Source organism: Mesorhizobium sp. P2_F5, from assembly GCF_056403715.1.
The window spans coordinates 194,632-221,001 of the sequence record NZ_JBFUEY010000003.1; the positions used below are offsets into that span (position 1 = coordinate 194,632).

Sequence of the window (26,370 nt, forward strand, 5' to 3'; positions counted from 1 at the left end):
TAATTATTCGCGTTTGTCAACGTGCCGAATTTCGAATGTATTGTGGACAGCTTGAGACCGGGTGGGAACGAGGACGTCGAGCCGTGAAGCGCAGTCTCAGCCGCGAAACCAGGATGGCGCTCGAACCGCGCAAGCAGCCGCGGCAGGAACGGTCGAGCAAGGTGGTCGACCGGATTCTCGACGCGGCTTTGATCCTGACGCGGGAGCAAGGAACCAAGACACCGACGACGCTCGCCATTGCCCGACGCGCAGGCCTGTCGGTCGGTTCGCTCTATCAGTACTTTCCCAACAAGGAAGCCATTCTCCTCGACCTCGCCCGGCGCTGGCTGTCATCCTTTCCCGAGGTGATCGCAAGGCGCATCGAAGTGACCCCACCCACCAACCGCGACGAGTTTCGCCAGGAAGTGCGCAAGCTCTTTATCGACACATCCCGTATCTATCTCGAGAACGCGACACTGATGCCGGTGATCGAGGCCATATCTGGCAACGCCGACCTCAGGCCTATCCAGGACGAATATGACGAGCAGATCATCGCGCTCTACGCCGCATGGCTGCAGCATGTGAACCCGGCGCTTGAAGACAAGATCGCCAGCCGGCTCGGCGTGCTGATGATGGACGTCGGCCACGCCTGCCGGCTCGTAGGGTTGAAAAGAGATCGCAAGACATACGACCTCATCGAGGACGATGTCGAAAGAATGTGGCTCGCTCTGGTGACCCCCTATCTCAACCTTGACTGATTTCGCTATTTCGAGAGGAATTTCATGAAGACTGTCTATTCGCCGCTTCACGCCGGCCATGCCGGCCAGATGGAACTGGTCACATCAGCCATCGTGCCGGGTTTCGAAAAGCCGTCGCGGGCCGAGTTCATCAAGGCGCGGGTCGAGAGCGAGAAGCTTGGGCCGATCATCGGACCGGTCGAACATGATCTCTCCGCCGCCAAGCGCATTCATAGGTCGGACTATATCGACTTCCTGCCGACCGTCTGGCCGGCATGGAAGGCCGCCGGCTTCGAGGGTACCGCGATGCCCTTCACATGGCCGACGCGGGGCCTGCGCGGCGACGTGCCGCCCAAGCGCGTCGATGCGCTGCTCGGTTACTATTCCTTCGATGCCGGCGCCACCTTCGTCGAAGGCACCTGGACCGCGATCAAATCGTCCTATGACGTGGCGCTGACGGCGGCCGCTTTGGTCAAGGGCGGAGAGCGGTCGGCCTTCGCGCTCTGCCGCCCGCCCGGCCATCACGCCGGCGCTGCCTTCATGGGCGGCTATTGCTTCATCAACAATGCCGCCGTGGCGGCACAGTGGTTCCTTGACCATGGCGCCAAGCGCATCTCGATCCTCGACGTCGACTACCACCACGGCAACGGCACGCAGGAAATCTTCTATGACCGGGCCGACGTGCAGGTTCTCAACCTGCATGGCGATCCGATGGTCGAATACCCGTTCTTCCTCGGCCATGCCGATGAGCGCGGCGCCGGCGACGGTGAAGGCTTCAACGTCAATTATCCCATGCCCTTCGGCACCAACTGGGACGCCTGGAACGCCTCGCTGGAGGATGCCTGCGCCAAGCTCGCCGCTTACGCACCCGATATCGTCATCGTCTCGCTCGGCGTCGACACCTTCGAGAAAGACCCGATCAGCCAGTTCAAGCTGAAGAGCCCGGACTATCCGAAGATCGGCCGCCGCATCGCAAAGCTCGGCCTGCCGACGCTGTTCGTGATGGAAGGTGGTTACGCCGTCGAGGAGATCGGCATCAACGCCGTCGGCGTGCTGACCGGCTTCGAGGATCGGTAGGAAACATATGGGGCGGTTTGCAGGCGCCCCCTCGTTCGACACGCGGCACGCCTCGCGGCTTGTTGGCGGTGTCGGCATTCGAAGTCCGTTAGGCCGTACCATACGGCTCGCGCTTAGCCCGAATCAGGATCCGGCGCGAGATAGAAGCCACCAGTCGGCAAACGACCCATTTGTGGACATTCGGGAAATAGCTTATGTTCGTTCCTATCACCACCAAACGGGCTACCTGACGCATGACGATCGGTGCATCGGTCTTCCTAATAATTTGGGATGTTTTTTGCATTGCGTATGTAGCAAGTGCCTGTTTACGTGGCAGAGTTTGGTCGACGCATCTCAGATCTTCGTCGCCAATTACTCGCTCAGAATATCCAAGAACCTTCTGGGGATATGTGGGCGGTTTCGGCCTGCAAGCGCTACTTCTATCATTGCTTTTGATCGCAGGGTTTCTTCGCCTTTGACCGCTTTCCACCAATCTCGGGTCATTTCCGACCTATCGGTCCACGACCTAGGCCGGTGCGCCGGTGATTGGTGTGGCCATCGGTGCGGCTGCCTTGCGTGAACGGCCGATATAGTAGACCGCTGCCGCTGCGATCACGCCTGCCGCCATGATGGCGACCGCCAGCAACGGGCGGTACCAGAACCAGGCAATCGCGATTGTCGTCGTGCCGACCAGGATCGCCAGGACGAAGGCGATGATTCCGGTGCCCATCCGCGCCATGCTGCCGAGGAAGGGAATGACGTCGAGGATCACCCCGATCGGGCTGAGGAATAGCGCAAAGCCGATGGTCAGCAACAGCAGGCCGGCGCCGCGCAGCAGCCAGGTGATCAGCGTGTTGGCGCTGACCGCGTCGGCGAACATCTTTTCGGCCGGCACGTTGCCGGTATCGACCATCAGCAACGCATCGCCCGCTTGCGTCTGGTAGGGCTCGAACCGGCTGCCGGCCTGGCGCGCGACGATGCTGACCACGCCAAGCGGCGCCAGTTCGTAACCGATGCGGTAGTCGCCCAGAGCGGGCGTCGTGTTGTCACTGCCGAGATAGATCTTGCCATCGACGATGCTGAGCGGTTTCGTCCCGGTATAGGCGGCCTTTATCGCAGCCGACTGATCGGCCGACAGCGAATACTCCATGTCGCCCTCGATGCGATCGAGCACAGGCGTATCGAGATCGAACGCGACCAGCTTGCCCTGTGGGATCTGGAACGTCCGGCCGTGGATCGCCATCGACGGATTCTGGTGGCCGTCCGGTTTCTTGAAATCGGACGAGTCGATTTGGCTGTCGTCCCACACTTTCGAATAACTGTACGTCGTCACCGTCTCTTCGCCGCCGCCGAGCTTCTTCGTCGTCTCCGACTTGGACTCTTCCTTCCACTGGTACATCTCGACGCTGCGCGACAGCCGCAGGCCCTGCGCCGCAATGCCGAAATCCGGATCCGACAGGCCGCTGTCCGCCGTCACCGGTCCGCTGACATGAACCAGCTTGCCGTCGTTGGCGGCATCGACGCTGTCGGCGCCGACCGAAACGACCGCGCCCGACCCTTCGGCCAGCGAGCGCGCCGTCTGCACGGCGCGGCCCTCGTTCCAGAACAGCCCGATCACCATCAGCACGATCAGGATGAGGCCGAAGATGACCCCGCCGACCGCGCGCTTGATCCGCCCGAACCACGAGACGGATGTGACTTCCCGAAATGATTCACTCATCGTTTCCCCCGAAACAAAGTTGCCCAAAATTTCAMCGCGGCCGGCGGCCGCGCGTCGAACCGATCAATCAATCGGCGTGGATCTGTGCGCCGCAGTCCTTGTCGCCTACGCAGGAGTGTACCGCCCGTGTCGTGCCGCCATCGCCGCCATACCGGCAAACACCGCAAGCACCACCGTGAACGCCAGGAAAACCTGCTTCATGATTACCCCCGATGCTGATGGCCGCGAAGCAAGCGCCGCCAAATCCGCCGTCTACGACCAATGGGATGCCCACCCCAGTCGGTCGCCGAGAACCTATCGGAATCGATCGGCCCTCGATACGGCAGTGTCGCAACACCCTCAGGCTTTTTCGTGTCGGCGTTTCGGGTCGCCTGAGGCAGGAAAAGTGCCTCGGAGTCTGCCTCTGAGTCGCCTGAGTCCAAAAAAATCTATTTTGTCAAATCGCGTTTGATGTCGGATTCATCTGCAGGTAGATTAGACCCGAATCAGCCGGTCCTTGGGGGGCGCGGCGACCACCCAAAGTCTCAAGTTCCGGCATCGTCCGGCACCAGACGCGGACGGCTTCGCGTTCCCTGAATGGATTCGGCGATCTGCGCGACACCGCGCCGCGTGCGTGCTTCGTAAATGTGATGCGTCTTCAAGTTCGGCCGCTGGTGACCCCAGCATCCGGGCTCATGAAAAGATTCCGGCCATGACCTACAACCAAAGCATCCAATGAGCAGCTCCGCCGCGCTTCTGCAATCCGACACATTAGGTTCGCGCCTCGCGTCCCGCGGCGATCTCACCTCATTTTTCATGCAGCTTGCCGCCGAGATCGGCGCCGACAGCTACATGCTCGTCGCCATCGTTCACGACCAGGACCGCAACGACGCCCGCATCGTCTCCTCAAACTGGATTTTCGACGCCATCGAACTCATCGGCAAGCGGCTGATCGCCGGCCTTGCCCAGGGGCCGCTGACCGTAGCACCCGGCATCCGCCCGAAGCCGCTGGTCGCGGCCGAAGCGCCCAACGCCGGCGGGCTGCTCACCGGCGAAGAGGCGCGCCTGCTCGACGTGCTTGGCCATGCGGAAGTCTATTCGCTGCGGCTCAATGTCGGCCGCCAGCGGCTGTTCGCTTTGTTCTCGGCCGCCGAGGCCGGCAAGATCGACCAGCCGGCGCTGATGAAGGCGCAGCTGAAGTGCTGCTATGCGCTGTCCACCATTCCGCAATTGGTCGCCGCCGCCGCCATGCAGGACCCGCTGTCCGACCGCGAGCGCGAATGCCTGTTCTGGGTGTCGGAAGGCAAGACCACCGATGAGGTCGCGGTGATCCTCGGGGTCTCCTCCAACACCGTCAACAGCTACATCACCCATGCCATCCAGAAATTCGCGGCCTCGAACCGCGCGATGGCCATCGCCACGGCGATCAGGAGCGGCATCATTTGAAACACGCTGATATCAAGGCGGCTGCCGAAGCCCTTTTCAACGAGCAGCGCAATCCATTCGGCGCCTTCTCCATCAGTTCCGAAACGCACCACGCCGTCACCATCCCGGACGCCGTGCGCCGCTGCCGCTGGATCGCCGTCGACATCAACGCGTCGGCCTTCGGCCTCTACTTCGTCAGCCCTTCGCCGGAACGCGCGCGCCTGGTGCCGGGCTTCGATTCCGACTATCCCGCCACCGCGGTAACGACCAAGTTCATCGCCGGCGCCAATGGCGAGGAGATGGTGCGCCACAGCGGCACTTCCACGGCGCCGCGCTGGTGGGCCGATGACGGCATCGCCGGCTCGGACGCCGTCTTCCAGAACCTCACCTGGGCAGAGCGCACGGCGCCGCTGGCGCCCGGCACCAACGGCATTGCCTTTCCCGTCCATGCCGATCACGGCCATTGCGGGCTGGTGGTGTTCCTCGGCTCGACGATCGCTCTGCCGGAGGACACGCTCTACGAAATCCACGCCCGCTGTTTCTCGCTGTTCGCCGCCGTCGCCCGCATTCGTCCGAACGATGCCTCCCGGATGCGCTCGATCTCCAAGCGCGAGCTGGAGTGCCTGAAGCTGACCGCCAACGGCAACACCAGCGAAGAGATCGCCAGGCTGCTGAAGCTGTCGGTTCACACCGCCAACCAATATCTCACCCAGTCGACCCAGAAGCTCAACGCGGTCAACCGCAACCAGGCGGTGGCCAAGGCGCTGCGGCTGGGGCTGATCGAGTGATGCCCGCCTGCCTTCAGGCCGGCTTGCTCAGACGATTGGGATAACGGACAAAAATCAGCGATAGGCGAGCGGCTCGATCCTGCGGATGCGCGCCTCTTCGATCACCGTCTCCAGCAAGGCGGTGTTGTGCTCGGGATCCTCGCCGGGCTTTTCGAACGACACGTAGTTGACCGCGACTGAAGACCTCTTCTCGCTCAGCGTCAGCTGAAAATAGACGGTGACGCCGGGCGGCCTGAGCTCGAGATCGAGCACGATGCGCGGACTGCCGCTCCAGTCGACATGCGCTTCGCCGCCATGGCCGAGCCTGAGCGTGCCTGGCAGGAAGTAAAGCTCAACCGCTGAATCCACCAGGTCCGACAGGCAAGCGAAATGCTCGAGCCGGATGAAGGCGATGTAGTCGGCGACATCGATCAGGCGCAACTCGTCCACCACCTGCTCGATGGCCTTGGCGACGATGAGTTCGCGGGATTTTGCGTGCGGTTGACGGTTCATGAGATCTGTCTGCGCTCAGCCTTTTTCGAATAGACGATCCGCACCAGTTCGGCGACGGCCTGGTAGAATTGCGACGGGATTACGCTATCAACCGAAACTTGCTTGTACATGGAGCGGGCGAGCGCCACGTCCTCGAAGATCGGGATGTTGTGCTCCTTGGCGATCTCGCGAATCTTGAGCGCCACCAGGTCCTGGCCCTTGGCCAGCACCACGGGTGCTGAATCCTCGTCGCGGACATATTTGAGCGCGATGGAAAAGTGTGTCGGATTGGCGATGATCAGCGTCGCGCGCGGCACCGCCGTCATCATCCGCTTGCGCGCCCGGTCACGCGCCAGCGAGCGCAGCCGCGACTTGATGATCGGATCGCCTTCGGACTGCTTGAACTCGTCCTTGACCTCCTGCTTGGTCATGCGCAGATCCTGCTTCCAGTGGAAGCGCGACCAGACGATATCGACAGCTGCGATCAGGCCCATGACGAAGACGATCGACACCAATATGTCGACGGTGATGCTTCTGATGACCAGGCCGAAGGCGACCGGGTTGGTGATCATACCAGCCAGCAGCTGACGGTGATCTTGCGACAGCGTGAAATAGAGCACGATGCTGGCAAAGCCCAGCTTGCCCAGAGATTTCAGGAATTCGACCCAGCCCTGGACACCGAACGTCCTGGTCCAGCCCTTGGCTATCGAGATGCGTGATAGCTGCGGCCGGATCCGCTCGCCGACGAATTGCGGCATGTTCTGCAGCACCGAGGCGCCGATGCCGGCCACCACCAGCAGCACCAGCAGGCTGACGACGGCACGGCCGATCTCCATCATTACGGTCTTGTAGAGCGCGATGACGTCGGTCTCGGTGTCCATCGGCCATGCCTCGGGCTTTTCCAGGAACATGGACAGGAACATGCCGAGATTAACGACGGCGTCCTTGGCGTAGAAGACGGTGAACACCAATATGGCGATGAAGGACGCCAGAAGTGCGGCTTCCCGCGAATGGGGCAGCTTGCCCTGTTCGATGGTGTCGCGGATCTTTTTTTCTGTTGCGTCTTCGGTTTTGGAGTCTTTGTCTGCCGCTTCAGCCATTTTGGGTCAGCCGCCTTGAGCAATTCCAGGAAAAGTGTGAGCGGTTTTCCGTCCGGAATTGCGTGAAAAGAGATAGAGTTAAGCCGCTTCGCTCTGCTGCGACGAGGACGGAAGTTCGAAAGCCCCCTCGCGCGAAAGCCGGATTGTCGCCACCGCAATGTTCTTGCGCGCCGCCATGATGTCGGCAAGCTGGATGCCTTCCGAACCCTGTCCGAGCTCGGACTCGATCATGCGTCGCGACCGGGCGCCGATTGCCGACAGCACCGATTCGGTCAATCCGGGCGGCGCGCCGCGCAGCGCCAGCGTGATCAGTTCGGTCGACAGCCCGTCGAACAGAAGCACCCGCGCCTTCTGCGTCAGAAGCGGCAGATCGTCGAAGGCAAACAGCCTGGAGCGGACGCCGCCGAGATCGGGCGTGCCGGCATCTTCCAGGTCCTGCATGACCTCTTCCAGTTGCGGCTTGTCCATCTCGTTGAGCACGCTGGCAACGCGCGCCTGTCCGGCCGATATGTCCTTGGTGGAGGTCTGCGCCAGCACGCTGGCGCGCAGTTGGTTCTCGATGATCCTGGTGGCTGTGTCAGGAATGGTCGCCATCGTCACCATGCGCCTGATGATCTCGCTGCGCATCGGCTTTTCCAGGGTCAGCAGAATGTTGGCCGCAGCCTGCGGCGCAAGCTTCGACAGCACCATGGCTGCGGTCTGCGGATGTTCGCCGGCAAGGAAGGTACCGAGACGCGTCGGCTCGAGCTTTTCCAGCTCCGGCCAGATCGGTGGCGGTCCTTCCGGCGCAACCTCGAAGCGCTTGTCGCCCATGATGGCGCTCATCTCTTCGGGCGACAGTGATTCATTCAGGATGGTGTCCATCCGGTCGGCGGAATCGAGCAGGCCAGCACCCTCGGTGAATTCGGCTTCGAATTCGGCGACGATGCGTTCGAGATCGCTCTGCGGAATGGTTCGCAGCAGACGCGCTCCTTCGATCAGCGCCTTCAGCTCTTCCTGCTTGAAAAATTTCAGCAGGCGGCTGGCCGATGGCTTGCCCATCGCCACCAGGATGGCGGCAGCCTTTTGCGGGCGCGTGAGCGTCACCTGCGTCGTCATGGCATAAGCTCCGATCGCTGCTGAGACCGCATACCGTCTATCCCTCAGGCGCTCTTGGTGGCAGCGATGATCTCGGTCAGCCTGATGCCGAAGCGCGACGGATCGCTTTCGAGCACGGTGATCTCGCCGCGCGCGATCTTGCGGCCATTGACCACCACGTCGACCGGCTCACCGATGCGCCGGTTCAGCGCCACCGTCGAGCCCTTCTGCAGCGCCATCAGGTCCGACACCGGCATTTCCGTGCTGCCGAGGATGATCTGCACGTCGACCGGGATGCTCATGATGACGTTCGAATTGGTGCCGGACATGGCGGCCCGCAAGGCGGCGTCGGGGCGCTTTTCCTCCTCCTGGAGGACGCCGCGCAATTCCTCGATGGCGCGGTCGAGCTGTTCGTCAGGCTGGTCGATATTGGCTTCCACCTTGGTCTTGGCCATAAGTCGTCTCCAAATGCTTGAGCTTGCCCGGCGTCAGCCTGGCATGAGCCCATCGATAAAATCCTGACCGGCATCGTAAGGGTGCCTGATCCGGACGGTGTAATTCTGCCCGAGTTTACCAAACTCGCAGACAAACAGCGTCTTGTCGCGCGCGCTTAGCCTGGCGTGCGACTGCGCCGTTTCCTCGAACTCGATGACCTGGCCCGGCTCGAAGCCGGCGATGTCGCCGAGCGTCAGGCGTGCCAACGGCATGGTCGCTTCGAGCGTCACCGTCGAGCGCATCACCTCTTCCGAAAAGCGTGCCCGCCAGTCGGTCGTGCCTTCGCTGTCATGGACATCGGCGATACCGCGGGTCGCCAGCAGGATGCGCTGCGGGATCATCACCGTGACCGTACCGCTGTCGGTCGGCGTCGAGATGCCGAACACGATGCGCACCGCCGCGCCATCGCGCAGCACGCGGCGCCTGGCTTCGTTGCCCGAAAGCGCCCGCGGCACCGGCAGCCGCAATTCGAGCGAGCGGCGGCCCGATCCGTTCAGCGCCTGCGCAACCTCCTGGAACACCGTCGTCGCCACATCCGTCTCGATCTGCGACAGCTCGCGCTCGATCGGCGCCACCGGCTGATCCGGATCGCCGCCGAACAGCGCGCAGACCATGACCGCGATGGCCGGCGCATCGATCACCAGCGTCATCGCATCCGACGATGTCGGCGATGGGATGATGGTCAAGGCAAAGCTCTCGCCGGCATGCATGCGCGCATCCGGCACGCGGCTGACCTCGACCGCGCGCAGGTCGACGGTTACTTGAGCGCCGAGCTCGCCGGCCAGGCTCTTCTGCAGCAGCGGCAGCGCACGCTCACCCATCGAGCGCCCGGTGCCGATGACATGACCGGCCTCACCGCTGTCACCGACCAGACGCTCGATGATCAGCGAGCGAGCTTGTGAGGGGCTACCAGGACTTGTCATGACGGCGTGCGGACCTGTCTGTCGTCATGCATGGCTCAGGCCGCTTTCTTCTCGGCGGAGGCTGTGTTCATCGTGCTCTGCTCGACGGCGTCGATCGTCGGCCGCTCATAGGACGAGATGGTCTTGCGGCCGAACTCGATTGCCACCTGCGGCAAGGCGCCGTTCATGTAGGCGAGCAGCGTCTGCTTGACGATGATGTAGAGGCGGTTCTTCTTCTCGCGCACCGTCTTGATCTTGGTCGCGACCGGTCCAACGACCGCATAAGACAGGAAGATGCCGAGGAAGGTTCCGACGAGCGCGGCGCCGATCAGGCCGCCGAGGATTTCCGGCGACTGGTCGAGCGCGCCCATGGCCTTGACCACGCCGAGCACGGCCGCGACGATGCCGAGTGCCGGCAGACCGTCGCCCACCGCCACCAGCGCGTGATAGGCCTTCATCTTGTCGGTCTTGATGGTCTGGATTTCCTCGTCCATCAGCGCTTCGATCTCGTGCGAGCGCGCATTGCCGATGATGATGATGCGGCAATAGTCGCAGATGAAATGCGTCAGATCATGATTCTTGAGCACGGTCGGGAACGCCTGGAAGATCGCCGATTCCTCGGGGTTGTCGATATGCGCCTCGACCTCGCTACGAGACTTCGAGCGCAGCTCGCGCATCAGGCTGTGCAGCACGCCCAGCGTCTCCAGATAGTCGCGCTCCTTAGGCACCGCCTGCTTGAAGGCTTCGAGAATGCCCTTGCCGGTGTCCTTGACGGTTTTCATCGGGTTGGCGACGAGAAAGGTGCCAAGCGCGGCGCCGCAGATGACCACTGCTTCCCAGGGCTGCATAAGCACATGCAGATGGCCGCCCATGGCCATGAAGCCGCCGAGAACACAGCCGAGCGTCACCACCAGTCCGATCAGAATGCCCACGCCAGATCCTTCCACATCACGTCAGGCCTAACCGATAGCCCCCGTGCCTTGTGTGAAGCTTGAATCGTGCGTGGCGAACCGATTCAGCCTCGCGCAAGCAAACCGGCATACTCTGACTCAGAAGCTGCGACCGGAGGCATGTCGTGTTGAGCACTTTTACCAGCTACCAGCTCATCGCCAGGGATATCCCCAAGGCGATCGACCGCATCGAGGCGGACCCGGTCACCAAGCGCGACACCGACTACTATCTCGCCAACATCGGCAGCGTGAAATCGATCGACGATTTCGTCAAGAACACCCGGCTGTTCACCTATGCCATGAAGGCCTATGGCCTTGGCGACATGGCTTACGCCAAGGCCTTCATGGTCAAGGCCCTGAAGGAAGGCGTCTCCGACCCCGACAGCTTCGCCAACAAATTGACCGACAAGCGCTATGCCGAATTCGTCTCGGCCTTCAATTTTGCGGCGCTCGGTGCGGATGCCACCAGTTACAACCCGGCGCAGCAGGGCGTGACCAAGAACTACACGGCCCAGATTGGGCTCGGCGCCTTGCAGAACGGGTTCGACTACTACAAGGGCGAGACCTCCTACTTCGTGAGCAACATCTCCAACGTCAAATCGATCGACGATCTGATGGGCGACAACCGCCTGCTCACCTATGCGATGGCCGCCTTCGGCCTCGATGCCGACGCCGAAGCACCTGCGACCGTCCGGGCGATGCTGGAAGGCGGCGTCACCGACCCGAACAGCCCTGCGAACACGTCGACCAACAAGGGCTATGCAGCTTTTGTCGCCGCCTTCGACTTCGTCCAGTATGGCGGCCAGGCAACGGCGCGCGACGCCGTCCAGCAGGCAGTTCCAAAGGCCATCATGGCCGGAACCGGGCTGGTGCTCGTCAAGCCGACCGCGCAATACATCAAGGGCGAGGCCGACTACTACGCGGCAAACATCTCCAAGGTGAAGTCGATCGAAGACCTGCTGAAGGACAAGCGCCTGCTGACCTTCGCCATGGCTTCGTATGGTCTGGATGCATCCACCGAAACGCCGAGGCAGATCCGCACCATGGTCAACGGCGGCGTCACCGATCCGTTCAGCCCCGCCAACCTGTTGACCAACAAAAGCTACGCCAACTTCGTCAGCGCCTTCGACTTCGCCCAATATGGCGATCAGACGACCACGCGCGACGCCGTGCTGAAGACCACGCCAAAGCTTTACACGACCGAGTCCAGTCTTGGTCTCATCAAGCCGAGTGCGGACGCCGTCCAGGCCGAGACCAGCTACTACCTCGCCAACATCACCAAGGTGAAGTCGATCGACGATCTGATGGCCGACAGCCGGCTGTACAATTACGCGCTGTCGGCCAGCGGGCTCGATCCGGCAACCACCAACAAGGATCTCGTCCGCGATGTCCTGGAGGGCGGCGTCAGCGACCCGAACAGCATCGCCAACAAGCTCTCCAACAAGGCTTATGCCAGGCTCGCCACCTCGCTGAATTTCGAGGCTTACGGCGAAGCGGCGACGACCCGCAACCCGTCGCAGCAGCCGGTCGTCGAAAAATACATGCGCCAGACGCTGGAAGAGGATGCCGGCAAGACCAATGAGGGCGTGCGCCTTGCGCTCTATTTCGAGCGTAAGGCTCCGACCATCACCAACTGGTACGACGTGCTTGCCGACACGGCATTGGCCAGCGTCGTGCGCACCGCGATCGGCCTGCCCGATTCCTTCGCCACCGCCGACATCGACAAGCAGGCGCAGGCCTTCGAGGCAAAGCTCGACCTGACCGATTTCACCGACCCGGCCAAGCTCGATAAATTCCTGACCCGCTTCACCAGCCTGTGGGAAATCAATCATCCGACATCGACTGCCCAGACCTCGGTTGGCGTGCTCTTTGCACAACCGACCACCGTCGGCATCTCGACCGATCTGATGATGGCCATGCAGAAACTGAAATTCTGAGAGCACCATGCAGGACAGCCTTTACGTCGCCCTTTCCTCGCAGATCGCGCTCGAGCGCCGTCTCGACACCATCGCCGACAATGTCGCCAACGCCTCGACGATCGGCTTTCGCGCCACCGGCGTGAAGTTCGAGGATGTCGTCTCCGGTACGGGTCCCAAATCGGTGTCCTTCGCCTCCTCCGGCAAAACCTATTTGTCGGGCGCGCATGGCGCGATGACGCAGACCGGCAACCCGTTCGACTTCGCCGTCCAGGGCGATGCCTGGTTCGGCATCGATACGCCGGCCGGCACTGTGATGACGCGCGACGGGCGTTTTTCGATGAACGAGAACGGCGAGCTGATGTCGCTCGAAGGCCATCCGGTTCTGGATGCCGGCGGCGCGCCGATCCAGCTCGACCCGCGCGACGGCCCGCCCAAGGCGGGCGCGGACGGCTCGCTTCGACAAGGCGACAAGCTTGTTGGCGCCATCGGCCTGTTCAATTTCGACCCCGGCCTGAACTTCGTCCGCTACGGCAATTCGGGCATCATTCCGGCACGCACGCCGGAGCCGGTCACTGACCGCTCGGATCTTGGCGTCGCGCAAGGCTTTGTCGAGGAATCCAACGTCAATCCGGTGCTGGAGATGACGCGCCTGATCATGGTTCAGCGTGCCTTCGAGAACACGGCTGCGCTGATGCGCCAGACGGACGCCTCGACCGACGACGCCATCAAGACGCTCGGCTCCAAGTCGTAGCGGCATGTCGAGCAGCCAATCATCGATACGCGCGCTTGAAAGGCAGCCGGAAGCGGCGCCGGAAAACCGGCTGGCTGCGTTGGAGCGGATCTGGCGACGCTTCGACGATACCGAAACGCTGCTGCGGCGCGGCGGCCGCGTCGCCGAGGTTTCGCCGACGCACTACACGGTGCGCGGCCTTTCCGAAATCGCCAGGCTCGGCGACCTCGTCGAGCAACGCGGCAAAGCCGGCACACGCCGCGGCGAGATCGTCAGGATCGGCCGCGACGAGGTCGTCATCGCGCCTTTCGAACGCAGCGCCGATGCCGGCATCGGCGACGCCGTGTTTCGCCGTGGCCCGCTGGTGGTGACGCCGCACGCTTCCTGGCGCGGGCGGGCCATCGACGCGCTGACCCGTGCTATCGACGGCGGTCCGCCGCTGATCAGGAACGGCGAAGCGGCAAGCGGCGACGGCACCACGCCCGGTGCCATGGCGCGGCAGCGCGTCGGCACCGCCTTCACGACCGGGGTCAAGGTCATCGACATCTTCACGCCGCTCTGCTTCGGTCAGCGCCTCGGCGTGTTCGCCGGTTCCGGCGTCGGCAAGTCGACGCTGCTTGCCATGCTGGCCGGCGCCGATGCCTTCGACACCGTGGTCGTGGCGCTGATCGGCGAACGCGGCCGTGAGGTGCGCGAATTCCTCGAAGACACGATCGGCGCGCAAAGCTTGGCCAAGACCGTCGCCGTCGTCGCCACCAGCGACGAGAGCGCCATGATGCGGCGGCGCGCGCCCGACACCGCCATGCGCGTCGCCGAACATTTTCGCGATCAGGGTCACCGCGTGCTCCTGGTGCTGGATTCGATCACCCGCTTTGCCCACGCGCTGCGCGAAGTGGCGACCGGAACCGGCGAACCGCCGGTGGCGCGCGGCTATCCCGCTTCGGTTTTCACAGACCTGCCGAAGCTGCTCGAGCGTGCCGGACCCGGCGCTGAAGGCCCAGGTGTCAAAGGCCAGGGGTCCATCACCGCCATTATCTCGGTGCTGGTCGACGGCGACGACCACAACGATCCGGTCGCCGATTCGGTGCGCGGCATCCTCGACGGCCATGTCGTGCTCGATCGCGCCATTGCCGAACAGGGCCGCTATCCGCCGGTCAATCCGCTGTCGTCGATTTCGCGCCTCGCCGACAAGGCATGGAGCCCCGAGCAGCGCATGCTGGTGACCAGGCTGAAGTCGATGATTTCGCGCTTCGAGGACACGCGCGATATTCGCCTGCTCGGCGCCTACCAAGGCGGCGCCGATGCCGAGCTCGACATTGCGGTGCGCCAGGTGCCGCTGATCTACGAGGCGCTGACGCAGTCGCCTAGGGATCGCGCCTCGGCCGATGCATTCTCCGACCTCGCCCGTCATCTGAAAGGCAAGCAGAATGTCGATGCCGGAGACTGAGCGCCAATACACCGAACGGCTTTTGCGCGAGATGCTGGCCGAGGCCACCGCCGCCGAGGAAGCCAGGGCTGACGAAGCAAGGGCTGCCAAAGCGAAAGCTGATCGCGCCAAGGCAGCCAAAACCGAGGCCGCATTGGCAAGAGCGGCCAAGCCATCCTTGCCGAGACTGGTCCAGCCTGCGTTGCGCAGCGTGCCCGAACCAGCCTTGCTCGGCTCGCCCGAGGCTGCCTTGCCGAGCGTAGCCAACCTAGCCTTGCCCGGCATGGGTGAGCCATCCACACCCGGCGCGTTCAGGCTTGCCTTGGTCGGTGCGCCGAAGGCTGCCTTGCGCAGTGTGTCCAAGCTTGCATTGGGCAGCGCGAAACTCATATCGATCAACGCCTCCAAGCTGGCGGCGCGTAAAGCGGCCAAGTCTGCCTCGCGCAAGATCGCCAAGACTGTATCGACCGGCGAAGCCAAGCCAGCCTCGCTCAGGACAGTCGAACCTGCATTGCGCGATGTCAGCAAACCTGCCTTCCCCGAGGCCGCCAGACCTGCTCCGCCCGCTTTCGCCAAACCCACACTGCCCAAGGCTCCGCATGCCGAACTCAACGAGGCGATCGCGGCTAGCCGTGACTCGCTGCTCGACGGGCTCTTCCCCAATGTCGACTGGCCGCAGCCGCCAAGGGCGCCGTTTCCCAAGGTGAAAAAGAAAGATGACCGGCGCAGTGATATCGTCTTCGCTGCGCTGGGCATCACGCTCGGCCTGATCTGCGCACTGTTCCCCTGGTATATCTTCTTCAATCAGGACCAATTCGGCGTGCAGGCGATCAAGTTCGGCGGCAGCGGCACCAATGCCGGCCGTGTCAGCGGCGGCTCGCAAATGGAAAATTCCGGCCAGCCGCTGACGGCAAACGATGTTCCCGATGTCGACCTGTTCGCCACCGGCACGCTGCAGGATCCGGAGGACAAGGCCCAGCCCCCAGGCGTCGACGAGCAGCCCTTTCCGGCCGACCCCAAATTCCGCATGGTTCATGTCGCCAATGGCCGCGCCATGATCGAGGACGATGCCGGCCTTTGGATCGTTCAACGCGGCTCGAAGCTGCCTGATACCAGCATCGTGTCGTCGATCGAGCAGCGCGGCGGCAAGTGGGTCATGGTCACCAGCGCCGACCAGGTGATTGAACTCTCCAAGTAGCGGAACATGCGGCTTACCACCGGGCCCGCGCAAGGTCCGCGCAAGACTGGCGGCCTAGTCTGGTGCGTACCAGCCTGGAGATCCCCATGGAGCCCGTCAACCTTTTCGATCTTGCAGCCAAGCAGTCGCAATGGCTGTCCGTGCGTCAGTCCGCCATTGCCGGCAACATCGCCAACGTCAACACGCCGGGCTACACCGCCGGCGATGTCGAGCCGTTCGAGAAGGTGCTCGACCGCACCGCTGTGTCGCTGACCGCCACACAGGAAGGCCACCTCGGCACTGCTGCCACCAATGCCGGCTTCACGGTCAAGCCCGAAGAAACGACCGGCGCCATCATGCCGTCGAAGAACACCGTGGTGGTCGAGAACGAGCTGATGAAGGCCGGCGAGGTCCGCCGCTCCTTCGAGCTCAACACAGCGATCGTCAAGGCCTTCCATTCGATGATGATGATGGCGGTTAAGACCTGACCATGGACGCGCTCACCGCAGCCCTCAAGATTGCCGCATCCGGCCTCGGCGCCCAGTCGGACCGTTTGCGCGTCGTTTCGGAAAACCTTGCCAACGCGCAGTCGACCGGCGACACGCCGGGCGCCGACCCTTATCGCCGCAAGACCATCAGCTTCGTCTCCGAGCTCGACCGTGCTTCCGGCGGCACGATGGTGGAGGTCAACTCCATCGACCGCGATCCCAGCGACTTTCCCGTCGAATTCCAGCCCGGCAACGAAGCCGCCGACGACAAGGGCTACGTCAAGATGCCCAACGTCAACGTGCTGGTCGAGATGGCCGACATGAGCGAAGCCAACCGCTCCTACGAAGCCAACCTTCAGGTCATCAAGCAGGCGCGTGATCTGATCTCCATGACCATCGACCTGATGAGGAACCAGTAATGATCAGCGGCATTGGCGGTATCGGATCGCTTCCACTCAAGCCGGAGATCGGCGGCACCGACGCCGCCACCGACCTGTTTCAGGGCACCAAGGCGCCAATGGCCGGCGGCGAAATCGGCGGCACCTTCGCCGAGGCGCTGAGCCAGGCCGCTTCAAAGACCGTCAACACCTTGCAGAATGCCGAGCAGGTTTCGATCCAGGCGCTCAAGGGCGACGCCGATACCCGCCAGGTCGTCGACGCCGTCATGAGTGCCCAGCAGGCCCTGCAGACCACGATCGCCATCCGCGACAAGGTCGTCTCCGCCTATCTCGAAATCAGCCGTATGGGCATCTGAGGAGACTTGCCGTGAAAGCACTCGCCATTGCAGCGACCGGCATGAACGCCCAGCAGACAAATCTGGAAGTCATCGCCAACAACATCGCCAACATCAACACCACCGGCTACAAGCGCGCGCGCGCCGAATTCTCCGACCTGCTCTACCAGGTCGACCGCTCGCAAGGCGTGCCCAACCGTTCCAATTCCTCGCTGGTGCCGGAAGGCGTGTCGATCGGTCTCGGCGTCAAGACAACCGCGGTGCGCAACGTCCATACGCAGGGCGAGCTGACCTCGACCGGCAACAGTTTCGACATGGCGCTGACCGGCCGCGGCTGGTTCCAGATCGAGGGTGCCGATGGCGGCACGCTCTACAGCCGCGCCGGCGCCTTCAACACCAACGCCACCGGCCAACTGGTGACCGTCGACGGCGCCAATGTCATCCCGGCCATCACGGTGCCGACAGATGCCATCGAGGTCATCGTCAACAAGACCGGCCAGGTCTTTGCCCGCATCGACGGCCAGACCGATCTCCAGCTGCTCGGCCAGCTGCAGCTCGCCAACTTCGCCAACGAAGCGGGCCTGGCGCCGCTCGGCGACAATTTGTTCCAGGAAACGCCGGCCTCCGGCCCAGCCAATGTCGGCGTGCCCGGCGATCCCGGCTTCGCCACGGTCCAGCAAGGCTATCTCGAGGCCTCCAACGTCGATCCGGTCAAGGAAATCACCGAGCTGATCTCGGCGCAGCGCGCCTATGAGATGAACTCCAAGGTCATCCAGGCCGCCGACGACATGGCCTCGGTCGTGTCCAAGAACATCAGGTAAGGTTTGATGGTCTCTCCGGCCTCCCGCTCCGCGCTTTGCCGCACCGCGCTGATCCTCGCGCTGGTGGCCGGCAGCGTGCCGGCCTTTGCGCAGGAGAGTGCAGACCAGCAGGCAACGCAGATCGCCAGCAACCAAGCGGCCGGCGAGGTCGTGCTGATCCCGAACCGGGTCATCTATCCCGGCGAGATGATCGATACAGGTGCCTTGAAGCCGGTGACGTTGCTCCCCGGCAAGCACAGGCCGGATGCGGTTGCCACGCAGGCCGAGGAACTCCAGGGCAAGGTTGCCAAGCGCACGCTGCTGCCTGGCCGCTACATTCCGGTCGCCGCCATCCGCGATGCCTGGCTGGTCGAACAGGGTGCAGCTGTCCAGGTCTATTTCATCGCTGGCGACCTCACCATTTCGGCCACGGCGGTGTCGCTGCAGCCGGGCGCCGCGGGCGATCTGATCAAGGTCCGCAACACCGACAGCGGCAAGATCTTTTCCGGCACGGTGATGGCCGACGGCACTATCCGGGTCAGCGCTTCATGAGACGCGGACCTGCCCTTCTGCTCGCGGCCATTCTTGGTCTGCAGCCGGCGCTGGCCGACGGGCTTACGCCGAAGCAAAAGCGCGATCTGGCCGGCCAGAATGGCGGCGTCTTTGTCGATCCTGAATATGATCCCGCCACCACAAGCCGCATGTTCAGGGTGTCCAACGGCCCAAGCTCGCTGCCGCCTGGCCAGGTTGCCTCGCGCATCAAGGACATCGCGCAACTGCAGGCCTCGCGCGACAACCAGCTCGTCGGCTACGGCCTTGTCATCGGCCTCGCCGGATCGGGCGACAGCCTGCGCAACTCGCCCTTCACCGAACAGTCGATCCGCGCCATGCTCGAAAATCTCGGCATCGCCACCGAAGGCGGCAGCGCGCGGGCCAAGAACGTCGCCGCCGTCATCGTCACCGCCAACATGCCGCCCTATGTCCAGTCGGGCGCCCGCATCGACATCGACGTCTCCTCGATGGGCGACGCCACATCGCTTGCCGGCGGCACGCTGGTGATGACGCCGCTGAAGGCGGCCGACGGCGAAATCTACGCTGTCGGACAGGGCTCGGTCATCGTTTCCGGCTTCACCGCGCAAGGGCAGGCCGAACAGTTGACGCAAGGCGTGCCGACGGCCGGCCGCGTGCCCAACGGCGCCATTGTCGAGCGCACCGTGCGCGCCGAGTTCGAAGACCAGGCGCTGCTCACCTTGCAGCTGCGCAATCCCGATTTCTCCACCGCCGTTCGCATCGCCGACGCCATCAACGGTTACACTTCGCAACGCTTCGGCATGCGCGTGGCGGCGGAGCGCGATGCGCGCACCGTCCAGATCAGGCGGCCGAAGAATGTTTCGGCGGCGCGCTTCTATGCTGAGATCGAGAATCTTGTCGTCGAATCCGACACACCGGCGCGCGTCGTCATCGACGAGCGCACCGGCACCATCGTCATCGGCAACGAGGTCAAGATCTCGCGGGTGGCGATCAGCCACGGCACGCTCACCGTGCGCATCACCGAACAGCCGAAAATCGTCCAGCCGGAACCCTTCTCCAAGGGCGTGACGGCTGAGGAACCCTTCACCACCATCGAGGCAACCCGGCCCGATGCGCGCGTCGCCGTACTCGACGGGCCCAACCTCGAAACGCTGGTGTCCGGCCTCAACCGTCTCGGCGTCAAGCCGGACGGCATCATTGCCATCCTGCAAGGCATCAAGTCGGCCGGCGCTTTGCAAGCCGATCTGGTTCTCCAATAGGCCATGCCGATGACCGCTCGCCTTTCCCTCAAGCACCGTCGCAACGCAGCCCTGGCAGCTTGCGCCGTCGCCACGCTCGTCTCAGTCATGCCGGTTCGCGCGGAAGAAGCGGTGCGGCAAGTTTTGCCCGGCGCACAGGCGCCCGCCGCACCTCAGCAGCTGGTCCGCGAGAAAGCCCCGGACGAAAGTGAAATCCAGCGCTTCTGCTCCAACATCGCCGACGCCGCCCGCGACCGCCGCTACTCGCTGCAGGCCGAAGAGCTGAAGCAACTGCAGGCCGGCATCGACCAGCGTATGAAGGCGCTGGACGAGAAGCGCGCCGAATACGAGCAATGGCTGAAGCGGCGCGAAGTTTTTCTGGCCCGCGCCGAGGACGGCGTCGTCAAGATTTATGCCGGCATGAAACCGGACGCCGCGGCAGAGCGCCTGGCCATGGTCACCCCCGATCTGGCCGCCGCCATCCTGATGAAACTCGATTCGCGCAAGGCCGGCGTCATTCTCAATGAAATGGACCAGAAGGCGGCCGCCGCGCTCACCGGCATCATGGCCAGCGCGGCCCGAAGGGTAGATCCGTCATGAAGTTGCAGTTGCTCGTCCTGGTCGCCGCCGCAGCACTGTCTGGCTGCGCGGTCGACCCGAAGGAGATCGGCAGGGAGCCGGCGCTGTCGCCGGTCGGCACCGGCATCACCGGCAGCGTCAATGCGCCCTACTCATACCCGGAAGAGCCGCGGGCGCCGGTGAAGAAATTCTCGCTGTGGGACGATCGCCAGAGCCGATTGTTCACCGACCCGCGCGCGCTGCGCGATGGCGACATCCTGACTGTCAGGATCAAGCTCAATGACAAGGCCAACTTCAAGAACCAGAACGACCGCAGCCGCACCGCCGCGCGCAAGCTCGGCTATGACGTCAAGCTCGGATGGGAAGATGCCAGCACCAGCGGCAAGGGCGACGCCGGCCTGAGCTCCAGCACCGAAACCAATGCGGACGGCGAAATCAAGCGCTCGGAAAACCTCGAGCTCAATGTCGCCGCCGTCGTCACCGAAGTCCTGCCCAACGGCAATCTGATGATCCGCGGCTCGCAGGAAGTGCGCGTCAATTACGAGCTCAGGGTGCTGACCATCGCCGGCATGGTGCGTCCCTCGGACATCGGCGCCGAAAACACCATTTCCTACGAACGCATCGCCGAGGCCCGCATCTCCTATGGCGGCCGCGGCCGAATTGCAGAGATCCAGCAACCTGCCTACGGTCAGCAGATCCTCGACCAAGTCCTCCCCTTCTAGGATCAGGAGAACGGCGCCGTGGCAAATGTCGAACAGGTCCAGCCCAAAAAGGGTCCGTCGCTTGTCATCCAACTCGCCATGCTTTTGGCGGTGACGGGCGCTGCCATCGGCATGGGCTGGGTCTCCGGCGGCTACCTGAAGGGCGTCGGCGGGCCGGTACCGGTGCCTGCCGCACCCGAGAACCAGTCCAACGCCGAGCAGCCGAGCACGACCACCGCGCATGAGCCGGGCACCGGGCCGACGCTCGTGCAGCTGGCGCCGATCACCACCAATCTGGCCGCGCCTGCCGATATCTGGATAAGGCTGGAAGCCTCGGTGGTCTACGATGCGCCGCAACCGCCGGAGCTCACCGAGAGCATTCACCAGGACCTGCTGGCCATGGTCCGTACCCTGAAGATGCATCAGATCGAAGGCGCCAGCGGCTACCAGCATTTGAAAGCCGACCTCGAGGAGCGCGCCGCGATCCGCAGCGGTGGCCATGCCAAACAGGTTCTGATCAGGACATTGCTGCTCGAATGAGAAAACTGGTTCTCGCCGCCGCGATCGTCGTCGCCGCCACTTCTGTCGCCGCTGCCCAGCAGCTCGATCTCGGCGGTATCGGCAAGGCCGACGGCGCCACCGTCGGCTACATCATCCAGATGTTCGGCCTGCTCACCGTGCTATCGGTGGCGCCGGGCCTGTTGATCATGGTGACGAGCTTCACCCGCTTCGTCATCGCCTTCTCGATCCTGCGCGCCGGCATCGGCCTGCAGTCGACGCCGGCCAATCTGATCCTGATCTCGCTGTCGCTGTTCATGACCTTCTACGTCATGGCGCCGACCTTCGACCAGGCGTGGAACACCGGCGTCAAGCCGCTGATGGACAATCAGATCAGCCAGACCGAGGCCTTCGAAAAAATTTCCGACCCGTTCCGCACCTTCATGCTGCACAATGTCCGCGACAAGGATTTCGATCTGTTCGCCGATCTCGCCCGCGAACGCGGCCAGGTGGTTGCCAAGGAAACCGTCGACCTGCGTATCCTGGTGCCGGCCTTCATGATCTCCGAAATCCGCCGCGGTTTCGAGATCGGTTTCCTGATCGTGCTGCCGTTCCTCGTCATCGACCTGATCGTCGCCACCATCACCATGGCCATGGGCATGATGATGCTGCCGCCGACCGTCGTGTCGCTGCCCTTCAAGATCCTGTTCTTCGTCCTCATCGACGGCTGGAACCTGCTCGTCGGCAGCCTGGTGCGATCCTTCACCTGATCACCAGCGACCTGCGCACGGCACCCTAGCTAAAATTCTATGCAATATATTTCCGGTTAACCGTCCCGTTTAGCCCTTTGGTAGGGACTCGCCCGCATATTGCTCGCAGATGGCGGGTGATCGGGTCTCACGATCATTGGCATGATGCCGCTCCGTCATACCGGAAAAGCCGGTATGTCAAAAACACCCTGTAAAAAAACAAGGTACGAGTAGCCATGTCCAGTATCATGACCAACGCCGCGGCGCTGACCGCGCTGCAGAGCCTGAACAGCACCAACAAGCAGCTCGAAATGACCCAGGCCCGTATTTCCACGGGCTACCGCGTCGCCACCGCTTCCGACAACGCCGCCTACTGGTCGATCGCGACCTCGATGAAGTCCGACAACAAGGCGCTTTCGTCGGTTCAGGACTCGCTCGGCCTCGGCGCCGGCAAGGTTGACACCGCCTACACCGCCATCAACGACATCAAGGACCAGGTCGACCTGATCAAGTCCAAGCTCGTCACCGCCCGCGGCGCCTCGAAGGAAGACCAGCAGAAGATCGCGACCGAAATCAACGCCATCCAGGCGCAGATCAAGTCGTCGGTCACCAACGCCAACTTCGCCGGCTCGAACCTGCTGCAGAACGACGCTGCCGCGGCCTCCGACCTGAAGATCGTCGCTTCCTACAACCGTACCGGCGCGACCGTCACCATCGACACCATCGACGTCAAGGCTGCTGATACCCAGGTTCTCGACGTCGCCGGCACGGGCGGCATCGTCGGCGGCCTGCTCGCCACCACCTTCTTCGATCCGAGCACCACCGCAGTCACCGCCGCCGCCATCGACACGGCACTGGGTAGCGTTGAAACCGCGCTCGGCAAGCTGTCCACCGGCGCTGCCTCGCTCGGCGCCGCCAAGTCGCGCATCGACACCCAGAAGAGCTTCCTGTCGAACCTCTCGGACTCGATCGACAAGGGCGTCGGCGCTCTGGTCGACGCCGACATGAACAAGGAATCGACCCGCCTGCAGGCCCTCCAGGTCCAGCAGCAGCTCGGCATCCAGGCGCTGTCGATCGCCAACGGCAACTCGCAGTCGATCCTGTCGCTCTTCCGCGGCTGATCTCTCGACTTTACGGCTGACACGATCCGATCGGGCCGCGCCAACAGCGCGGCCCGATTTCTTTTGTGGCTGCTGATTTTCTCATTAAATGGCGGCCGATTTTGCTTTTGGCCAGCGCCCGGATCGGCCTGTTTTAACAGGCCATTAACCATATCTCGGTAGTCATGGTTAACCATACCATGGCGGGCAGACCAGACGGTCGATGGGCTTATGCCTACCCCCTTGATGAAGTTGATCCGGCGTGTGCGGGACACGCCAGTTTTTGAGAAGGGGTAAATATCTTGGCTAGCATCATGACGAACGCTTCGGCGCTGACCGCGCTGCAGAGCCTGAACAACACCAACAAATCCCTCGAGCAGACGCAGGCCCGCATTTCGACCGGCTACCGCGTTGCCACCGCCAGCGACAACGCCGCCTACTGGTCGATCGCCACCACGATGAAATCCGACAACAAGGCGCTTTCGGCCGTTCAGGACGCGCTTGGCCTCGGCGCCGGCAAGGTCGACACTGCCTACACCGCCATCACCGACATCAAGGACCAGGTCGACCTGATCAAGGCCAAGCTGGTCACCGCCCGCAGCGCCAGCAAGGACGACCAGCAGAAGATCGCGACCGAAATCAAGGCCATCCAGGACCAGATCAAGTCGTCGGTCACCAACGCCTCCTATGCCGGATCGAACCTGCTGCAGAACGATGCTACCGCGGCCTCCGACCTGAAGATCGTCGCTTCTTACAACCGCACTGGCACGACCGTCGCCATCGACACCATCGACGTCAAGGCTGCCGATACGCAGGTTCTCGACATTGCCGGCACCGGCGGCATCGTCGGCGGCCTGCTTGCCGCGACCTTCTTCGATCCGAGCACCACCCAGGTTCTTCCGGCAGCCATCGACACGGCGCTGGGAGCCGTCGAAACGGCGCTCGCCAAACTGTCCACGGGTGCCGCTTATCTCGGCGCCGCCAAGTCGCGCATCGACACCCAGAAGAGCTTCCTGTCGAACCTGTCGGACTCCATCGACAAGGGTGTCGGCGCTCTGGTCGACGCCGACATGAACAAGGAATCGACCCGTCTGCAGGCCCTTCAGGTCCAGCAGCAGCTCGGCATCCAGTCGCTGTCGATCGCCAACGGCAACTCGCAGTCGATCCTGGCGCTGTTCAAGCAATAGGCCGGACCCGGCTTCCCCTTCCCTTGAATTGAAGGGCCGCGCCGCCAGCGCAGCCCTTTCGCTTTGTGGCTGTGTGTTGACGCATGTCGTTGGCCCGGAACCGCTGCACACTTCCGGGCGACATGCTTATCATCTTCGCACAAGCTTCGCGGTCTAGTGTTCCCACGGAATATCATGCTGGGAGCGCTTGAATCGTGCCGGAACAGATCCAGAGCATCATCTCGAATCTCAGGGCATTTGGCGTCAGGCGCCTTGCCATGCTGGCCGGCATCGCCGCGCTGGTGATGGCCGTCATCGGCGTGGGCTCGGTCTATCTCAACCGCCCCGCCTATGAGACGCTCTATGTCGGCCTCGATCGTTCCGACGTGAACCAGATCGGCCTGGTGCTCGGCGAGGCCGGCATTGGCTTCGACGTCGGCTCCGACGGCACCTCCGTGCTGGTGCCGGCCGGCACCACCGCGCAGGCGCGCATGCTGCTTGCCGAAAAGGGCCTGCCGACCAGCGCCAATGCCGGCTACGAACTGTTCGACAATGTCGGCTCGCTCGGCCTGACATCCTTCATGCAGCAGATTACCCGCGTGCGCGCGCTGGAAGGCGAGATCGCCCGCACCATCCAGTCGATCGCTGGCATCAAGGCGGCACGCGTCCACATCGTCATGTCCGAGCGCGCCAACTTCCGCCGCGACGAACAGCAGCCCTCGGCCTCGGTGGTCATCCGTTATTCCGGCATCGACGCCGAAAAGAGCGCCTTGTCGATCCGCCATCTCGTCGCCGCCGCCGTGCCCGGCCTGTCGGCCGACAAGGTGACCGTGCTTGATTCCAACGGCAACCTGCTCGCCGCCGGTGACGACCCTTCCAACACAAGTGCTGCCCGCACGCTCGGCGTCGAGCAGACCGTCGAGGCGCAGATCGGCGACAACATCCGCCGCGCACTGACGCCTTATCTCGGCCCAGACAATTTCCGCGCCAGCGTCAAGGCTGACGTCAACACGGACACCCGCCAGACCGAAGAGACGATCTTCGATCCGGAGTCGCGCGTCGAGCGTTCGGTGCAGTCGGTGCGCGCCAACGAAAACAGCAACCAGAAGCAGGCCTCGACCCCGGCCAGCGTCGAGCAGAACCTGCCCGAGACCCAGGCGACCAGCACCGACGGCCCACAGACGACATCGGCGAACGACCGCAAGGAGGAGATCACCAATTACGAGATCAACTCCAAGAAGATCGCCACCGTCTCCAACGGCTATTCCGTCACCAAAATGTCGATCGCCGTCGTCGTCAACCAGCAGCGGTTGATGACCATTCTCGGCAAGGACGCCACGCCCGAGCAGATCGCCAAGCGCGTCGCCGACATCCAGAAGATGGTGGCTTCGGCCACCGGCTTCGACGACAAGCGCGGCGATATCATCGATGTCTCGGCGGTCGAGTTCATCGACGGGCTGGACGGCGAGGCCGTCGAGCAGCCGGGCATAATGGCGTCGATCGGGACCTATGCCGGCACGATGATCAATGCCGGCGCGTTCATCATCGTGGTGTTCCTGGTCGCCTTCTTCGGCTTGAGGCCGATGGCCGCTGCGCTGACCGCTCGGCCGACGCCCGCACTTGCCGGCCCTAGCTTCGACGATGTCCAACGTTCGCTGCCGACACCCGAAACCGCCAGTGCCGAACCCGCGCAGGCTGCGTTGCCTGGCAGCCGCCCCGGCCCGACCCCGCTCGATGATCTTCGCCAGAAGATCAGGCCGGCGCCGCAGGAACGGCTTGCCCGCATGGTCGATCTCAACGAGGAGCGCACCGCGCAGATCCTGCGCAAATGGGCGGCCCAGGAAGCCACGGTGTAG

At 63.2% G+C, this 26,370-nt stretch carries 28 protein-coding genes; 21 read left to right on the forward strand and 7 right to left on the reverse strand.

The window, feature by feature from the left end; translation table 11 throughout:
- Positions 1 to 83: 83 nt before the first annotated feature.
- Entirely contained in the window at positions 84 to 737 is a 654-nt protein-coding gene (locus AC1DYO_RS04930; protein ID WP_477260860.1) for a TetR/AcrR family transcriptional regulator, read from the forward strand.
- 24 nt (positions 738 to 761) lie between these two features.
- Positions 762 to 1,793, forward strand: coding sequence for a histone deacetylase family protein (locus tag AC1DYO_RS04935; RefSeq protein WP_477260862.1), 1,032 nt, complete (start codon positions 762 to 764; stop codon positions 1,791 to 1,793).
- Between the two features lie 505 nt (positions 1,794 to 2,298).
- Here AC1DYO_RS04935 and AC1DYO_RS04940 read toward each other — a convergent pair.
- Entirely contained in the window at positions 2,299 to 3,492 is a 1,194-nt protein-coding gene (locus AC1DYO_RS04940) for a TMEM43 family protein (RefSeq protein ID WP_477260864.1), read from the reverse strand.
- Positions 3,493 to 4,206: 714 nt separating this feature from the next.
- Between AC1DYO_RS04940 and AC1DYO_RS04945 the strand changes: the two genes are divergently transcribed.
- Together AC1DYO_RS04945 and AC1DYO_RS04950 are read left to right on the forward strand one after the other, a co-directional pair.
- On the forward strand, positions 4,207 to 4,917 hold the full coding sequence (locus AC1DYO_RS04945) for a helix-turn-helix transcriptional regulator (protein WP_477260866.1): 711 nt from the start codon (positions 4,207 to 4,209) through the stop codon (positions 4,915 to 4,917).
- Positions 4,914 to 5,684, forward strand: coding sequence for a helix-turn-helix transcriptional regulator (locus AC1DYO_RS04950; RefSeq protein WP_477260868.1), 771 nt, complete (start codon positions 4,914 to 4,916; stop codon positions 5,682 to 5,684). Before AC1DYO_RS04945 ends, AC1DYO_RS04950 begins: the two co-directional genes overlap by 4 nt.
- 54 nt (positions 5,685 to 5,738) lie before the next feature.
- On the opposite strand, the gene AC1DYO_RS04955 is transcribed toward AC1DYO_RS04950, so the two are convergent.
- The 6 genes from AC1DYO_RS04955 to motA all read right to left on the reverse strand — a co-directional run bounded on the left by AC1DYO_RS04955 (position 5,739) and on the right by motA (position 10,661).
- Positions 5,739 to 6,176 carry a hypothetical protein gene (locus AC1DYO_RS04955; RefSeq protein ID WP_477260870.1) on the reverse strand — a complete coding sequence of 146 codons (438 nt, stop codon included), beginning with the start codon at positions 6,174 to 6,176 and terminating at the stop codon, positions 5,739 to 5,741.
- Positions 6,173 to 7,255: a flagellar biosynthesis protein FlhB gene (gene flhB / locus AC1DYO_RS04960; protein WP_477260872.1), complete on the reverse strand. Its 1,083-nt coding sequence runs from the start codon at positions 7,253 to 7,255 to the stop codon at positions 6,173 to 6,175. Before flhB ends, AC1DYO_RS04955 begins: the two co-directional genes overlap by 4 nt.
- A gap of 78 nt (positions 7,256 to 7,333) precedes the next feature.
- Positions 7,334 to 8,353, reverse strand: coding sequence for a flagellar motor switch protein FliG (locus AC1DYO_RS04965; protein WP_477260874.1), 1,020 nt, complete (start codon positions 8,351 to 8,353; stop codon positions 7,334 to 7,336).
- Between the two features lie 44 nt (positions 8,354 to 8,397).
- Complete coding sequence (gene fliN / locus AC1DYO_RS04970; RefSeq protein ID WP_454574569.1) at positions 8,398 to 8,787, reverse strand: flagellar motor switch protein FliN; 390 nt, start codon at positions 8,785 to 8,787, stop codon at positions 8,398 to 8,400.
- A gap of 33 nt (positions 8,788 to 8,820) precedes the next feature.
- Entirely contained in the window at positions 8,821 to 9,750 is a 930-nt protein-coding gene (locus AC1DYO_RS04975; protein WP_477260876.1) for a FliM/FliN family flagellar motor switch protein, read from the reverse strand.
- 35 nt (positions 9,751 to 9,785) lie between these two features.
- Positions 9,786 to 10,661, reverse strand: coding sequence for a flagellar motor stator protein MotA (motA, locus tag AC1DYO_RS04980; protein ID WP_181057535.1), 876 nt, complete (start codon positions 10,659 to 10,661; stop codon positions 9,786 to 9,788).
- A gap of 143 nt (positions 10,662 to 10,804) precedes the next feature.
- Between motA and AC1DYO_RS04985 the strand changes: the two genes are divergently transcribed.
- From AC1DYO_RS04985 to fliF, 17 genes are all read left to right on the forward strand, one after another.
- Entirely contained in the window at positions 10,805 to 12,616 is a 1,812-nt protein-coding gene (locus AC1DYO_RS04985; RefSeq protein WP_477260878.1) for a DUF1217 domain-containing protein, read from the forward strand.
- Between the two features lie 7 nt (positions 12,617 to 12,623).
- On the forward strand, positions 12,624 to 13,349 hold the full coding sequence (flgF, locus tag AC1DYO_RS04990) for a flagellar basal-body rod protein FlgF (protein ID WP_477260880.1): 726 nt from the start codon (positions 12,624 to 12,626) through the stop codon (positions 13,347 to 13,349).
- 4 nt (positions 13,350 to 13,353) lie between these two features.
- On the forward strand, positions 13,354 to 14,775 hold the full coding sequence (gene fliI, locus AC1DYO_RS04995; protein ID WP_477260882.1) for a flagellar protein export ATPase FliI: 1,422 nt from the start codon (positions 13,354 to 13,356) through the stop codon (positions 14,773 to 14,775).
- Positions 14,762 to 15,952 carry a hypothetical protein gene (locus AC1DYO_RS05000; RefSeq protein ID WP_477260884.1) on the forward strand — a complete coding sequence of 397 codons (1,191 nt, stop codon included), beginning with the start codon at positions 14,762 to 14,764 and terminating at the stop codon, positions 15,950 to 15,952. The genes fliI and AC1DYO_RS05000 overlap by 14 nt, the downstream gene beginning before the upstream one ends.
- Positions 15,953 to 16,038: 86 nt before the next feature.
- Positions 16,039 to 16,419, forward strand: a complete 381-nt coding sequence (gene flgB / locus AC1DYO_RS05005) for a flagellar basal body rod protein FlgB (protein WP_477260886.1) — start codon at positions 16,039 to 16,041, stop codon at positions 16,417 to 16,419.
- Between the two features lie 2 nt (positions 16,420 to 16,421).
- Positions 16,422 to 16,838, forward strand: a complete 417-nt coding sequence (gene flgC, locus AC1DYO_RS05010; protein WP_477260887.1) for a flagellar basal body rod protein FlgC — start codon at positions 16,422 to 16,424, stop codon at positions 16,836 to 16,838.
- Positions 16,838 to 17,173 carry a flagellar hook-basal body complex protein FliE gene (gene fliE, locus AC1DYO_RS05015; RefSeq protein WP_181057530.1) on the forward strand — a complete coding sequence of 112 codons (336 nt, stop codon included), beginning with the start codon at positions 16,838 to 16,840 and terminating at the stop codon, positions 17,171 to 17,173. The genes flgC and fliE overlap by 1 nt, the downstream gene beginning before the upstream one ends.
- Before the next feature lie 11 nt (positions 17,174 to 17,184).
- Entirely contained in the window at positions 17,185 to 17,973 is a 789-nt protein-coding gene (gene flgG / locus AC1DYO_RS05020) for a flagellar basal-body rod protein FlgG (protein WP_181057529.1), read from the forward strand.
- A gap of 6 nt (positions 17,974 to 17,979) precedes the next feature.
- Positions 17,980 to 18,504, forward strand: coding sequence for a flagellar basal body P-ring formation chaperone FlgA (gene flgA / locus AC1DYO_RS05025; RefSeq protein WP_477260890.1), 525 nt, complete (start codon positions 17,980 to 17,982; stop codon positions 18,502 to 18,504).
- Complete coding sequence (locus AC1DYO_RS05030; protein ID WP_477260892.1) at positions 18,501 to 19,742, forward strand: flagellar basal body P-ring protein FlgI; 1,242 nt, start codon at positions 18,501 to 18,503, stop codon at positions 19,740 to 19,742. Before flgA ends, AC1DYO_RS05030 begins: the two co-directional genes overlap by 4 nt.
- A gap of 3 nt (positions 19,743 to 19,745) precedes the next feature.
- Positions 19,746 to 20,321 (forward strand): MotE family protein, encoded by a 576-nt coding sequence (locus tag AC1DYO_RS05035; RefSeq protein WP_477260894.1) that lies wholly within the window; start codon positions 19,746 to 19,748, stop codon positions 20,319 to 20,321.
- Positions 20,318 to 21,022, forward strand: a complete 705-nt coding sequence (gene flgH, locus AC1DYO_RS05040) for a flagellar basal body L-ring protein FlgH (protein WP_477260896.1) — start codon at positions 20,318 to 20,320, stop codon at positions 21,020 to 21,022. Before AC1DYO_RS05035 ends, flgH begins: the two co-directional genes overlap by 4 nt.
- Before the next feature lie 18 nt (positions 21,023 to 21,040).
- Positions 21,041 to 21,541 carry a flagellar basal body-associated FliL family protein gene (locus AC1DYO_RS05045; protein WP_477260898.1) on the forward strand — a complete coding sequence of 167 codons (501 nt, stop codon included), beginning with the start codon at positions 21,041 to 21,043 and terminating at the stop codon, positions 21,539 to 21,541.
- Positions 21,538 to 22,269, forward strand: coding sequence for a flagellar type III secretion system pore protein FliP (gene fliP / locus AC1DYO_RS05050; protein WP_477260900.1), 732 nt, complete (start codon positions 21,538 to 21,540; stop codon positions 22,267 to 22,269). Before AC1DYO_RS05045 ends, fliP begins: the two co-directional genes overlap by 4 nt.
- Positions 22,270 to 22,484: 215 nt before the next feature.
- Positions 22,485 to 23,369, forward strand: coding sequence for a flagellin N-terminal helical domain-containing protein (locus tag AC1DYO_RS05055; protein WP_477260902.1), 885 nt, complete (start codon positions 22,485 to 22,487; stop codon positions 23,367 to 23,369).
- A gap of 281 nt (positions 23,370 to 23,650) precedes the next feature.
- Positions 23,651 to 24,535 (forward strand): flagellin N-terminal helical domain-containing protein, encoded by an 885-nt coding sequence (locus AC1DYO_RS05060; protein ID WP_477260904.1) that lies wholly within the window; start codon positions 23,651 to 23,653, stop codon positions 24,533 to 24,535.
- A 194-nt stretch (positions 24,536 to 24,729) separates the two neighbouring features.
- The gene (gene fliF, locus AC1DYO_RS05065) at positions 24,730 to 26,370 is read left to right on the forward strand and encodes a flagellar basal-body MS-ring/collar protein FliF (RefSeq protein WP_477260906.1); all 1,641 of its coding nucleotides are present in this window, start codon (positions 24,730 to 24,732) and stop codon (positions 26,368 to 26,370) included.

Bases quoted from the DNA above. Each gene is read 5' to 3' on its own strand.
- AC1DYO_RS04975 (WP_477260876.1), bottom strand. From the start codon at position 9,750: ATGACAAGTCCTGGTAGCCCCTCACAAGCTCGCTCGCTGATCATCGAG.
- AC1DYO_RS04955 (WP_477260870.1), bottom strand. From the start codon at position 6,176: ATGAACCGTCAACCGCACGCAAAATCCCGCGAACTCATCGTCGCCAAG.
- fliP (WP_477260900.1), top strand. From the start codon at position 21,538: ATGAGAAAACTGGTTCTCGCCGCCGCGATCGTCGTCGCCGCCACTTCT.
- fliI (WP_477260882.1), top strand. From the start codon at position 13,354: ATGTCGAGCAGCCAATCATCGATACGCGCGCTTGAAAGGCAGCCGGAA.
- fliE (WP_181057530.1), top strand. From the start codon at position 16,838: ATGATCAGCGGCATTGGCGGTATCGGATCGCTTCCACTCAAGCCGGAG.
- flhB (WP_477260872.1), bottom strand. From the start codon at position 7,255: ATGGCTGAAGCGGCAGACAAAGACTCCAAAACCGAAGACGCAACAGAA.
- AC1DYO_RS05055 (WP_477260902.1), top strand. From the start codon at position 22,485: ATGTCCAGTATCATGACCAACGCCGCGGCGCTGACCGCGCTGCAGAGC.
- AC1DYO_RS04965 (WP_477260874.1), bottom strand. From the start codon at position 8,353: ATGACGACGCAGGTGACGCTCACGCGCCCGCAAAAGGCTGCCGCCATC.
- AC1DYO_RS04940 (WP_477260864.1), bottom strand. From the start codon at position 3,492: ATGAGTGAATCATTTCGGGAAGTCACATCCGTCTCGTGGTTCGGGCGG.
- AC1DYO_RS04945 (WP_477260866.1), top strand. From the start codon at position 4,207: ATGAGCAGCTCCGCCGCGCTTCTGCAATCCGACACATTAGGTTCGCGC.
- flgC (WP_477260887.1), top strand. From the start codon at position 16,422: ATGGACGCGCTCACCGCAGCCCTCAAGATTGCCGCATCCGGCCTCGGC.
- AC1DYO_RS05030 (WP_477260892.1), top strand. From the start codon at position 18,501: ATGAGACGCGGACCTGCCCTTCTGCTCGCGGCCATTCTTGGTCTGCAG.
- flgH (WP_477260896.1), top strand. From the start codon at position 20,318: ATGAAGTTGCAGTTGCTCGTCCTGGTCGCCGCCGCAGCACTGTCTGGC.
- flgA (WP_477260890.1), top strand. From the start codon at position 17,980: ATGGTCTCTCCGGCCTCCCGCTCCGCGCTTTGCCGCACCGCGCTGATC.
- AC1DYO_RS05035 (WP_477260894.1), top strand. From the start codon at position 19,746: ATGCCGATGACCGCTCGCCTTTCCCTCAAGCACCGTCGCAACGCAGCC.
- flgF (WP_477260880.1), top strand. From the start codon at position 12,624: ATGCAGGACAGCCTTTACGTCGCCCTTTCCTCGCAGATCGCGCTCGAG.
- fliN (WP_454574569.1), bottom strand. From the start codon at position 8,787: ATGGCCAAGACCAAGGTGGAAGCCAATATCGACCAGCCTGACGAACAG.
- AC1DYO_RS04935 (WP_477260862.1), top strand. From the start codon at position 762: ATGAAGACTGTCTATTCGCCGCTTCACGCCGGCCATGCCGGCCAGATG.
- AC1DYO_RS05000 (WP_477260884.1), top strand. From the start codon at position 14,762: ATGCCGGAGACTGAGCGCCAATACACCGAACGGCTTTTGCGCGAGATG.
- flgB (WP_477260886.1), top strand. From the start codon at position 16,039: ATGGAGCCCGTCAACCTTTTCGATCTTGCAGCCAAGCAGTCGCAATGG.